Origin of the sequence: Streptomyces sp. SID3343, assembly GCF_009865215.1 — a bacterium.
GTDB lineage: Bacteria > Actinomycetota > Actinomycetes > Streptomycetales > Streptomycetaceae > Embleya.
Genome location: NZ_WWJX01000726.1, coordinates 1 through 11,950 on the forward strand (window position 1 = coordinate 1; position 11,950 = coordinate 11,950).

At 70.7% G+C, this 11,950-nt stretch carries 8 protein-coding genes and 1 tRNA gene; 5 read left to right on the forward strand and 4 right to left on the reverse strand.

Annotated elements, in window-relative coordinates:
• The first annotated feature begins 359 nt into the window (after positions 1–359).
• On the forward strand, positions 360–2,342 hold the full coding sequence (locus tag GT354_RS22245) for a phosphatidylglycerol lysyltransferase domain-containing protein (RefSeq protein WP_161358133.1): 1,983 nt from the start codon (positions 360–362) through the stop codon (positions 2,340–2,342).
• A 174-nt stretch (positions 2,343–2,516) separates the two neighbouring features.
• Here GT354_RS22245 and GT354_RS22250 read toward each other — a convergent pair whose 3' ends face one another.
• Positions 2,517–3,947, reverse strand: coding sequence for a WGR domain-containing protein (locus tag GT354_RS22250; protein ID WP_161358134.1), 1,431 nt, complete (start codon positions 3,945–3,947; stop codon positions 2,517–2,519).
• Positions 3,948–4,360: 413 nt separating this feature from the next.
• On the opposite strand from GT354_RS22250, the gene GT354_RS22255 reads away from it, so the two are divergent.
• Positions 4,361–5,512 carry an MBL fold metallo-hydrolase gene (locus GT354_RS22255; protein ID WP_161358135.1) on the forward strand — a complete coding sequence of 384 codons (1,152 nt, stop codon included), beginning with the start codon at positions 4,361–4,363 and terminating at the stop codon, positions 5,510–5,512.
• 178 nt (positions 5,513–5,690) lie between these two features.
• Here the strand turns inward: GT354_RS22255 and GT354_RS22260 are convergent, their stop codons facing one another.
• Positions 5,691–6,608, reverse strand: coding sequence for a universal stress protein (locus tag GT354_RS22260; RefSeq protein ID WP_161358136.1), 918 nt, complete (start codon positions 6,606–6,608; stop codon positions 5,691–5,693).
• Entirely contained in the window at positions 6,605–8,065 is a 1,461-nt protein-coding gene (locus GT354_RS22265; protein WP_202512163.1) for an amino acid permease, read from the reverse strand. The genes GT354_RS22260 and GT354_RS22265 overlap by 4 nt, the downstream gene beginning before the upstream one ends.
• 312 nt (positions 8,066–8,377) lie before the next feature.
• On the opposite strand from GT354_RS22265, the gene GT354_RS22270 reads away from it, so the two are divergent.
• A complete protein-coding gene (locus tag GT354_RS22270; RefSeq protein ID WP_346012121.1) occupies positions 8,378–8,914 on the forward strand; it encodes a transglycosylase family protein in 537 nt (178 codons plus the stop codon).
• Positions 8,915–8,962: 48 nt separating this feature from the next.
• Here the strand turns inward: GT354_RS22270 and GT354_RS22275 are convergent.
• A tRNA-Val gene (locus GT354_RS22275) sits at positions 8,963–9,034 on the reverse strand.
• A 797-nt stretch (positions 9,035–9,831) separates the two neighbouring features.
• On the opposite strand from GT354_RS22275, the gene GT354_RS22280 reads away from it, so the two are divergent.
• Positions 9,832–11,148, forward strand: coding sequence for a DNA repair exonuclease (locus tag GT354_RS22280; RefSeq protein WP_161358138.1), 1,317 nt, complete (start codon positions 9,832–9,834; stop codon positions 11,146–11,148).
• Positions 11,145–11,950, forward strand: an 806-nt coding sequence (locus GT354_RS22285; protein ID WP_161358139.1) for an AAA family ATPase, incomplete at its 3' end; no start/stop codon positions are given. The genes GT354_RS22280 and GT354_RS22285, both read left to right, overlap by 4 nt.

Sequence of the window (11,950 nt, forward strand, 5' to 3'; positions counted from 1 at the left end):
CGAGCGGCGGCCTCCCGGCCGCGCCCGCCGCGCCCGGTCTGCCCGCCCTCGGCGGTCTGCCCTTGGGCGGCTGAGTCGGCCGATCTCGCTCGACCGGAGATCCGATGAAACCGGCAGGGCCGGTGCGGCGTGTCCATTGATGCCGCACCGGCCCTGCCGGTTTGTCGGTTCCGGGGTTGTCCACCATTGGGATTACCGAGCGACCGGGGATCCCTCCCGGGGATGACGCAGAAATGACTACTGTGCGCATCCAAAACACTTCGTGCATGTCTACGCTGTTGTGCGAGCGTTACGAAGAGTCGCAATCCTGGACATAAGACACAGGGGACCCTTCTTCCACCCCACAACCGAGGAGCACGGTGTCTGCCACGACGCGGGCCGCCGCGAACGGCCAAAACAAAAACGGCACCGGCACTCCGGCGGCCGAGCGCGTGCGCGGGATCTCGGCGGCGGTGCTGATCTGGTACCTGCGGATCGTGGCCGCGCTCGACTTCGTGTCGGCGATCTCGGTCCCGCTGCGCGACCGGGTCCGACACCACGACACGGGGGAGTACTACACCCCGTTCCTGGTCACTTCCGGCTTCACGTCGGCCGCTCTCGCGGCCTTCCTGGCCATCATGCTCGGCCGGCGCAAGCGCGCCGCGTGGGCGTTCACGGCGATCCTGCTCGTGCCCTCCACGGTCGTGTACGTGTGGGCGCTGTGGTTCCCCGAGCTCTACCAACACCCGTTCAACTGGTCCTCGACGATCATCACCGTGCTCGTGTGCGCCGCGCTGTTGCTCAGCTTCGGCGAGTTCACCGCCAAGGGCGACCGCGGCAACGTGCTCAAGGCGGGGCTCGTCCTCGCCGGCGGCGCGGTCGTGGGCGTGGTGCTCGGCTCCACGCTCGTGTCGGCCACCGACCGGATCTCCACGTCGGGGATGGGCGACCGGATCCTCTACGCGGTACTGCGCGTGTTCACCCTCGCCCCCGACAGCGACTTCGACACGGTCTGGGTGCCGCGCTGGGTCGACATCGTCATCAACATCGCCGGATTCGGGCTTTTCCTGCTGGTCCTGTTCGTACTGTTCCGTGCGCCCAAGGGACGCGAGCTGCTCAACCCGGACGACGAGGTGCTGCTGCGCGAACTGCTCGACAAGCAGGGCGAGCGCGACTCGCTCGGCTACTTCGCGCTGCGCCGCGACAAGGCCGTCATGTGGTCGCCGAGCGGCAAGGCCGCAGTGGCGTACCGCGTCGTGGGTGGCGTCTCGCTCGCGTCCGGCGACCCGATCGGCGACCCCGAGGCGTGGCCCGGCGCGATCGACCGCTGGCTCGCCGAGGCCGAGGAGCGCGCGTGGGTGCCGGCCGTCATGGGCGCCAGCGAGGAAGCCGGCACGATCTTCGCCCGGCACGGCCTGGACGCGCTCGAACTGGGTGACGAGGCGATCGTCGAGGTCGCCGACTTCAGCCTGGAGGGCCGCGCGATGCGCGGGGTCCGGCAGGCGTACAACCGCGTCAAGCGGGCCGGCTACACGACCCGCACCCGACGGCACGAGGACATCCCCGAGGCCGAGATGCGCGAATTGCTCGACCTCGCCGACCACTGGCGGGACGGGCAGACCGAGCGCGGCTTCTCGATGGCGCTGGGTCGACTGGGTGACCCCGACGACGGGCGCTGCCTGATGGTCGAGTGCATGGACGACGAAGGCCGCCTGCGCGCGGTGCTCAGTTTCGTGCCGTGGGGCTGCAAGGGCGTCTCGCTCGACCTGATGCGCCGCGACCGCGACTCGGACAACGGTCTGATCGAGTTCATGGTCCTGGACGTCATCGAGGGCGCGAAGGCGCTCGCGGCGGCCAAGGCGCCCAAGCCGAAGGGCAAGGGCAAGCAGCAGGCCCAGGCACCGGAGGCCGACGCCGAGTCCAGTGCCGACGCGGGCATCGAGATCGACCGGATCTCGCTCAACTTCGCGATGTTCCGCTCGGTCTTCGAGCGCGGCAACAAGCTGGGCGCGGGTCCGGTTCTGCGCCTGTGGCGCACCGTGCTCGTGTTCTTCTCGCGCTGGTGGCAGATCGAGTCGCTCTACCGGGCCAACGAGAAGTACCGCCCGATCTGGGAGCCGCGCTACATCTGCTTCCGCAAGGCCAGCGAGTTGCCCCGGATCGGCATCGCCGCGGCCCGGGCCGAGGGCTTCCTGACCACGCCGACCCTGCCGCAGCTGTTCGGCCGTCGGCACGAGCAGCGGGTCGCCAACCTCGCCAAGCGCAAGGCCGCCCAGTCACCCCCGCCGCTGGAGGGGTGGTCGGCCGAACAGGGCGCACCCGTCGTCGAGCACAAGGAGCCGGTGGAGCACAAGCGGCCCTGACCGTTCGGGTCGAACGCGACGGACCCGAAGGGCGGCACCCCGATCGTGGGGTGCCGCCCTTCGGCGTCCGTGAGCCGGGTCCGTGAGCCGGCGTCCGTGGGCCGCGGGCGCCCGAGTGTCACGGGTACGGCCGTGTCCCGGGAGTGTCCGGGAGCCCCCGTGTCGAGGCGCGACTCAGACCAGGCGGCGGATCTCGCCGTGCGCGCGGTAGAACCCGCCCCGCCCGGCCGGCCGCACCGAGTCCACGACGTAGCGAGCGCCGGCCACGCGTACGTTCTTCGGGAACTGCACGTTCCAGCCGCTCTCGTAGCCCGCCGTCACGACGTGCACGCGCAGCCGGCCACCGCCCTGGTCGGTGCACTCGACGATCACACCGGTGCCCGCGTCGGTCGTGGTGGCGACCTCCGTGGTCGGCTGGACCGCCGCGATCGTGGCCGCCTTGACGTCCTTGACCTCCGGGACGGTGCCCCCCTGGGCCGCCTCGATGGCCGCCTCGCTCACGTCGATGCACGCGAGCGAGCCGTCGGTCGTGACGATGAACAGACGGTCCTCGCGGTACTGCATCGAGTAGGCCGAACCACACGTCGTGCCCAGCTTCCACAACCGCGTGCCGTCCTCGGCGAAGCAGTAGATCGTGGACGAACTGTCGCCCGCGAAAACGTACTTGCCGTTCTCCGCCGTCGCGCACGAGAACACCGAGCCGTCGCAGTCGTACGTGGTGACGATGCGGCCGTCGGCCTTGTCGATGCGGTGCACCTTGTTGCCCGACGTGCCCGCGTACACGTCGTTCTTCTCCTGCCACCCGAAGAGCACGGAGCCCTTGGTGGGGGTGTGCCACAGGGACTTGCCGTCACCGGCCGCGAACGCCTGCACCCCGGCGCTGTGCCCGTGGTAGATCGCGTTCTCGTCGCAGCGCACCATCCACGCGCCGGTCCCGCGGGTGCTCTCGGCCCACAGCGACTCGTCCTCGTGGTCGATCGTCGTGCAGCCTCCGCGCGAGTCGGACACACCGAGCACGCCGTCGTGGATGTCGAGCCAGTAGATGTCGATGTTGTCGGTGATCTCGTACGCCACGCGCGGGGCCTTGCCGCCGACGTCGTACACGTTGCCGTCGTCGCACCCGGCGTAGATCCACGAGTCGTCCGCGACGATGCACTTGACGCCGTTGGGGAGTTGGTAGCGGCCGGTCACCTCGCCCGAGTGGTCGAGGAACCACACGTCACCGCGCTGGTTGCCGACCAGCACCCGCTCGGCGTCCGCAAAGATGCCGAACGCAGCCGAACCGGTGCGGTAGCGCCACAACACGGGCGCCTGGCGACGAGCGGTGGTCGGGCGGGAGACGATCTCGCGGCGGGTGATCGCGCGCGGCTTGCGCACGCCTTGGACGGCGGGCGCGTAGCCCTTGCGGACCTTGGCGGCGATCTTCTTCTTCGCGTCGGCCACCGCCTTCTCGGCCGTCGGGTAGGTCGTGGTGTCGGCCCGGCCCTTCGCACCGATCCGGCCGTAGGTGATGGTGACGTCGGCGCCGTCGACCACCACCTCGTAGTACTTGTGCGCGCCGCCGTCGTCCTCGGACAGTTCCAGGTAGGTACGGGTCTCGGACATGGCGGCTCCTCGGCTGTGCGGCGACGACTCGGCGAATCGTGGTGCGTGCGGGTGCGGGTGTGTGCTCGGGACAGGGCGTAAAAACCGTGCCGTACAAGGGGACTGATGCCCCGTCATCCCTTGCGGCGATGTCTTGACCCTACTGACGCCGGCCGACAGCGCGGGGCCTGATCGAGGTGACGCGGTTCACCCGGAAGGATCAACTGTGGACCGACGCTCCCCTTGTCGGACAAAACGGCTCGCCGAGGCGCAGTCCCTTACTCCACAGGGAGGATCAAGGCCCGAGCACTCCCTCCCTGGGACGACGTTTCAGCACCGGAGCCCGGGTTAATCTCCAGTCATCCCGATCACCGGTCGTCGGTCAGGTCCCCGCACGGGCCGGGCCGAGGACCCCGCATGCCCGAGGAGTCCATGTGACCGGGCACATCCTCACGTCCCTGGCCCCGGCGGCCTTCGGCGCGAGACCGACAGGCGAACGGCTGGAGCGCGTCCGCAGATCACCGCACTTTCGCGACGGTTCGTTTCGAAACCCCGTGCCCACGCGAAGAAGCAGCCCAGGCGCGCTGGGCAAGATGTACCGCGCGCAAAAGGCCGCGTCCGGGCTGCGACGCCCGGGCGGCGCCGTACCGCTGGTGAGGCCGACCGCGGCCGACTTCGCCGACGCGCCGACGACCGGCCTGCGGGCGAGTTGGCTCGGGCACGCGACCGTACTGGTGGAGATGGACGGCAAGCGGGTGCTGTTCGATCCGGTGTGGAGTACCCGGTGTTCGCCGTCGGTCGCGTTCGGTCCGGCCCGGTTGCACGCGGTGCCCGTGCGGTTCGTCGATCTGCCGGAGTTGGACGTCGTGGTCATTTCGCACGACCACTACGACCACCTCGACATGGCCACCGTGAAGGCGCTCGTCAAGCGTGACGTCGCGTTCGTGGTGCCGTTGGGGATCGGCGCGCATCTGGAGCGCTGGGGCGTCGGACCGGAGCGGATCACCGAACTGGACTGGCACGAGGCCGGCGAGGTCGCCGGCCTCACCTTCACCGCGACGCCGGCGCGCCACTATTGCAACCGCGGCGCCCGGGTCCTGGGCACCGTGCTGTGGGCCTCGTGGGTGGTCGCGGGGCCCGGGCACCGGGTCTTCCACAGTGGTGACAGCGGATACTTCCCGGGCTTCGCCGACATCGGGCGCGAGCACGGCCCGTTCGACCTGACGATGATCCAGGCGGGGGCGTACGCGCAGGCGTGGCCCGAGGTACACCTCGATCCCGAGGGGGCGGTCCAGGCGCACGTCGAACTGGGCGGACGGCTGATGCTGCCGATCCACTGGGGCACGTTCGACCTCGCGCCGCACGCGTGGGAGGAACCCGCCGAGCGATCGATGGCCGCCGCGCGGGCGATCGGCGCGGGGCTGGTCATCCCGCGACCGGGCGCCCTGGTCGAGCCCGGCCTGATCGACGGGACGGACATCGAGCCCTGGTGGCGCGAAATCGCAGCGAACCCGACACAGTGGCCGTCGGCACCCCCGGCACACACCGAGCCCGCCCAACCCACCTCCAGCCCATCCGGCGTCTGAGACCAAGCCCTTCGAGCCGCTCCGGCATCTGCGGGCGGCCGTCCCGGGGCGGCACGTCTCTCCAGCCGAGGGCGGCCGTCCCGGGCGGCACATCTCTCCAGCGTCCGGCGTTCGAGGACAGGCCCTTCGAGCCGGTCCGGCGCTTGAGGAAAACCAGCCCACCGGCGACCGAGGGCACCTAATCCCAAATGTCACCCCGCACGCCACGAGGAAGCACCATCACCGGAGTACGCGCATTACGCACGATCTTGTGCGAGACATCCCCGACGAACACCCGCTTCAGCGGCCCCGCGGAACTCGACGCGCACACCAACAGGTCGTCCGCCCACGTCACGACGTCGAGCGCGGCCCGCACGGTGTCACCTTCGGCGAGCAGTCCCTCGGCCGGCACCCCGGCCTCGGCCAGTGCCGCGTCGAGGTCCCGCCGGGCCTGGTCGCGCGTGGCCACGAGCACCTGGTGTTCGGCGGACTGGTGCTGCATGCCCGAGTACAACCGGACCGGGCGCAGCACGAGCGTGAGCAGCCGAACGTCGGCGGCGAGCCGGCGGGCGAACTCGACGCCGCAATGCAGGACGCCGGGGGCCGCCGGCTCGCGTTGGTAGGCGATCGTGCACCGCGCGATCACCGGCGGAATGCGCTCGGCGAAGCCACGCGGGGCCAACACCACCGGTACCGGGGAGCCGTGCAGGAGTTGGTCGGCGGTACTGCCGACCGCGACGTGGGCGCTGCGCCCGCCCGGGGCCGGGCCGATCACCACGAACGCGGCGGCGTACTTCTCCGCGATCCGGGTCAGGCCGCGTCCGCTGCCCCGGTTGTCGGTCACCGCGCGCTCGACGGTCAGGCCCGGGGCCCACGCGCGCAGTTTGGTCCGGGCGTCGGCGAGCAGCCGGTCGGTCTCGGTACGTACGAACGCGCGCCACTCGGCGTCCACCGCGCCCACGCCCGACCCCCTGATCGCGGGCGGGCGCACGTGCGCGAGTACGACCGCGGCGCCCAGTTGCCGGGCCAGCACCGACGCCAGGGCCAGGGCGTCGTCGCCGCGCGGGTCGGGCCGACAGCCCACCACGATGCGCATCACCTGGTCGCCGCCGCTCACGACTTCGCCTCGACCGGGATCTCGGCGCGCCACCGCGAGTGGCGGTAGCCGTACAGGAAGTAGATCGCGATGCCCGCCGCCATCCAGATCAGGAACACCAGCCACGTGATCCCGGACAGTCGGGCCATCAGGTAGATGCAAAAGCCCACGCCCAGGAGCGGGGTGATCGGGAAGAACGGCGAGGTGAAACCGCGCGGCAGGTCCGGTCGGGTCCGACGCAGCACGATGACGCCGATGTTGACCAGCGAGAACGCGAACAGGGTGCCGATGCTGGTGGCTTCGGTGAGTCGGCCCAGCGGGACGAGCGCGGCGAGCAGCGAGACCCACGCGCCGGTGATCAGGGTGTTCGCGACCGGGCTTTGGGTGCGTCGGCTGACCTTGGAGAAGATCGGTGGGATCAGGCCGTCGCGCGACATCGCGAACAGGATGCGGGTCTGCCCGTACAGCACGGTCAGGACGACGCTCGCGATCGAGATGATCGCGCCGGCGGACAGGATCGTGGAGGCCCACGAGCCGCCGGTGACGTCGGTGACGATCTTCGCGAGGGTTGCCTCGCTGCCCTCGAACTGCCGCCAGGGCAAGGCCCCCAGCGCGGCGAGGGCGACCGCGACGTAGACGATCGTGACGATCGCGAGCGAGATCAAGATCGCGAGCGGCAGGTCGCGGCGCGGGTTCTTGGCCTCTTCCCCGGCCGTGGAGGCGGCGTCGAAGCCGATGTAGGAGAAGAACACCTGGGAGGCGCCGGCGCTGATCCCGGCGACGCCGAGCGGTGCGAACGGGCTCAGGTTGCCGTGCTTGAACGCGGTGAACGCGATCGCGCAAAAGAACGCGAGGGTGATCAGTTTGATGAAGACCATGATCGTGTTGGCGGTCGCGCTCTCCGATACGCCGCGCACGAGCAGCATGGTCGCCAGCATCACGACGATGACGGCCGGGATGTTGAACGTGCCGCCGTCGCCCGGGGGTTGGCTGATCACGTCGGGCAGGCTGAAGCCGAAGGCCGAGTCGAGGAATTCGTTGACGTACTGCCCCCAGCCGACCGCGACGGCGGAGATGGACACGCCGTACTCCAGGAGCAGGCACCACCCGCACACCCACGCGATGCCCTCGCCGAGAGTGGCGTAGGCGTAGGAGTAGGACGAGCCCGACACCGGGATGGTCCCGGCGAGTTCGGCGTAGGACAGGGCCGAGAACAGTGCGGTCACGGCGGCGAGTACGAACGAGATCACCACGGCCGGACCGGCCTTGGGCACCGCCTCGCCCAGGATCACGAAGATGCCGGTGCCCAGGGTCGCGCCCACGCTGAAGAAGGTCAGCGCGAGCAGCCCCATGGTGCGCTTGAGACCTTCGCCCTCGCCGTCCACCTCGCCGCCGCCGCTCTCCGCGAGGATGGCGTCCACGGGTTTCGTGCGCAGCACTCCCGAACGTGACCGGTGTGCGACATGGCTGGCGGGCAATCCGGCCTCCCTGACGACGAACGGGTCCGGACGGGCGGGTCCGGGCGTAATGGGTCCAAGGGGAGCGGATGCCCAGGCAGGGGCGCATCGAACGGTCCTTCAGCCATTCGGCTCGGGAGGTACGTGGGTGCGCGGTGCGCGGGCGGGCGGGAGCGGGGGAACGGGTGGTGGCAGGCCGCGTTGCGTCGGGTGGGTGATTTCGCGGCACGCCGTCGGTGGGTTCACGGGTGTCGGGGCGGGCGGTGCCTACTGTCGGCCGACATGGCCATGCGGATTATCGGATCAGCCGTTTCATTCGTCCTCGCCGGCGCCGTGAGTGCCGCTCTCGTCGTCGGGGTGGCCGCGCCCGCTCACGCCGCCTCGGATCAGACCTGGGACCTCATCGCGGACTGTGAAAGCAGTGGGCGGTGGGATCTCGATACCGGCAACGGTTACTACGGCGGCCTGCAAATTCTGCCGAGCACGTGGAACGAGGCGGGCGGACAGGCGTACGCCACCCGCCCGGACCTGGCGACGCGCGACGAACAGATCGTCGTCGCGGAGCAGATCCAGCTCATGCAGGGCTGGGACGCGTGGCCGCAGTGTGCGCGCCAGATCGGCCTGATCGGCGCGGCGTACACGGTCAAGCCGGGTGACACGCTGACCTCGATCGCGCGGGACCTGGGCGTGATCGGTGGCTGGGAGGCGCTGTACGCGGCGAATCGCGACGCGATCGGCCCGGATCCGGATCTGCTGCTCCCCGGCACGGTGCTGAACGTGCCGAAGGCCGCTCGCAGGAGCGGCCCTCGGTTGATGTTCACGCCCCATGCGCCCGGCCGATCGGTCTTCGATCGATCGTGGTGGGGTTGATTCGTGCCTGTGTATATCCGTGCCTGTGTACATCCGGGTGTATATCGGTGCTCACGACTGGGATCGAACCAGTGACTTCCTCGGTGTGAACGAGGCGCTCTCCCGCTGAGCTACGCGAGCCTGCGTAGTTTCCGTGTACATCCTAGCCAGTCCGCGCGAGTGGGTCGCACCCTCCCCGTGTCGGGGCGGCCCGCTCGTGCCTACCGCCGATCGGCGCAGTCTTCACCATGCCGCTTCACGGGCGATCGGTTCAACCCGTTTTCGGCCTCGGCCCACCCGGCCGGCGCGTCGCGCCCGGCCCGCCCAGCCGACGGGCTTTGCGCACCGGACGCGGCCGGCCCGGCCCACGTGGCTCGCCCGCCGGTTCGCCCCGTCTCGACCGACCGACTCGGACCCCTCGGTCGCCCCGGGCGACCGTGCATTGCCAACAGCGCCCCCGCCAGGCCGAAGACCAGCGTCGCGGCGGGCGCCGGTCGACGCGCCAACCGCCCGAGGTCGAGGACGAGCGCGAACCCGTCGGTGCGGGCGGCGGCGACACACAGCACCGCGCCCACGAGCGCGCACATCGCGCACGCCACGAGCGGGGCTGCGCCCGGGTGCCTTCGATCGATGCGATGTGTGGCCACGACGGACTCCCGGACGGACACGGCGGATACAGGGGATACAGGGGATACGGCAGACACGGTGGGCCCCGCGACTCGTGACCCGTGACCCCCGAACGGAGCGGTGAAGCGTTCCTCAAGCCTGTCCGGGAACGTCTCCACCCGACAGGGAGGTGCCTGGCATATCGGGGGTGGGGCAAACCCCACCAAGCCCGGGGTCTGGGGGGATGGGCCTTTCCGGAAGTGCCCACCCTGTCGGTGGGGTGTGCCTATCCTGGGCTGCCCTGTGATCGCCGACCGGAGGCGCCTCGCTCCATGAAGCTGCTGCACGCCGCCGACCTGCACATCGACAGTCCCCTGCGAGGTCTCGCACGCTACGAGGGGGCACCCGCGGAGGAGATCCGCGAGGCCGCGCGGCGGGCCGTGGAGAACCTCGTCGAGCTCGCGCTCGCCGAAGGTGTGGACGCGGTACTGCTCGCCGGCGACATCTACGACGGCGAATGGAAGGACTACCACACGGGGCTGTTCTTCACGGCCCAGATGCGCCGGCTGCACGAGGCCGGCGTCCGGGTTCTGTTGGTCGCGGGCAATCACGACGCGGCGAGCCGGATCACTCGCGAACTGCGGTTGCCGGAGAACGTGTACCGGTTCTCCACCGCGCGGCCCGAGACCGCGGTCTTCGAGGACATCGGACTCGCGGTGCACGGCCAGGGTTTCGCCGTCCGCGACGTGACCGACAACCTCGCGGTGAACTACCCGGCGCCGCGCGGCGGACTGTTCAACGTCGGCCTTCTGCACACCGCGCTCACCGGCGCGTCGTCGGAGCACGCGACCTATGCCCCGTGCAGCGTGGGCGACTTGGTCTCGCGCGGCTACGACTACTGGGCTCTGGGCCACGTGCACCAACGCGAGGTCGTGCACGAGGCCGAGCCGTGGATCGTCTTCCCCGGCAACGTCCAGGGGCGGCACGCGCGCGAGACCGGGCCCAAGGGCGCCACGTTGATCACCGTCGACGCCAACGGCCGGGCCACGATCGAGCACCGTGACCTCGACGTCGTGCGCTGGGCCCGCCTGGACGTGGACGCCGCCGGCGCCCGCGACGTCGAGGACGTGCTCGACCGGGTCCGCCGGCGAATGGTCGACGCCCGCGGCGACGCCGGCCGGCGACTGCTCGCGACGCGGGTGCGTATCACCGGCGCGACCGACGTGCACGAGGCGCTGTGGCGCGACGAGCGCCGGTTCGTGTTCGAGACCCGGGCCCTCGCGGGCGAGTTCCAGGACGTGTGGCTGGAAAAAGTGCGCCTGGAGACCCGGCACGTCGACCTCGCCGACACCGGCCTCGAACTGCCCGCACTGGTCGAGGACCTCGGCCGTACCGCGCGAGCCCTGCGGGCCGATCCGACCGCACTCGAACAACTCGTCCGCGGCATCCCCGGGATCAAGGGCCTCGACGCCAAGGTCGCCGAGGAGGGCATCGCGCCCGAGGACGCCGCGTGGCGCAGCGACATCTTCGACCGGGCCGTCGACCTGCTGACGGCGATGATCTCCGGGCCCGGCGGGACCGGTGGGTCCGATGTGGCCGACGTGGCGGACCGGGCGACCGGCGCCGATACCGCCGGGGGGCGTGGATGAGGATCGACCGGCTCGACCTGACCGCGTTCGGGTGCTTCACCGATCGCCGGATCGAACTCGGTTCGCCCGGCGTGCACGTGATCAGCGGCCCGAACGAGGCCGGCAAGTCCACCGCACGGCACGCCCTCGACCAGCTCCTGTACGGGATAGACCGGCAGACCTCCTACGACTTCGTGCACGGCATGCGCGACCTGCGGATCGGCGCGGTGCTGCGCGACGAGCACGGCGCGACGCTCGACGTGGTGCGCCACAAGCGCGACAAGAACCCGCTGACCCGGGCCGACGGCACCCCGCTCGCCGAGGCCGAGCTGACCCTGCTGCTCGCGGGGGTGGGCCGCGACGACTTCCGGCAGGTGTTCGCGCTCGACCACGAGGGGCTGCGCGCGGGCGGGCACGAACTGCTCGCGGGTCGCGGCGACGTCGGCCGCGCCCTGTTCGAGTCGCGCTCGTCGGCCCGGCTCGGCCAGGTGCTGACCCGCCTGGAGACGCGTGCCGCGGAGCTGTACAAGGCGCGCGGCAAGAACCAGCGGATCAACGCGGCACTGACCGACCTGGGCCGGCTGCGCAAACGGATCCAGGAAGACGGCCTCGCCCCCTCCGTGTTCGGCGAAGCGGTCAAGGACGTACAGCGCGCCGAGGAGGAGCGCGACCGCCTCGGCCGGGACCGCACCGACGCGCGGATCAAGGTGGCCCGCCTCGATCGGGTGCGCCAAGCCCTCCCGGTGCTCGCACGGCGGGCCGCGCTGGCCGCCGAGCGCGCCGAGCTGACCGCGACCGGCCGGCCGGTGCCCACCGACCTCGC

What these genes read in the sequence shown, in the direction of transcription:
- GT354_RS22250 (WP_161358134.1), bottom strand. Translation starts at nt 3,947, where the DNA reads ATGTCCGAGACCCGTACCTACCTGGAACTGTCCGAGGACGACGGCGGC.
- GT354_RS22280 (WP_161358138.1), top strand. Translation starts at nt 9,832, where the DNA reads ATGAAGCTGCTGCACGCCGCCGACCTGCACATCGACAGTCCCCTGCGA.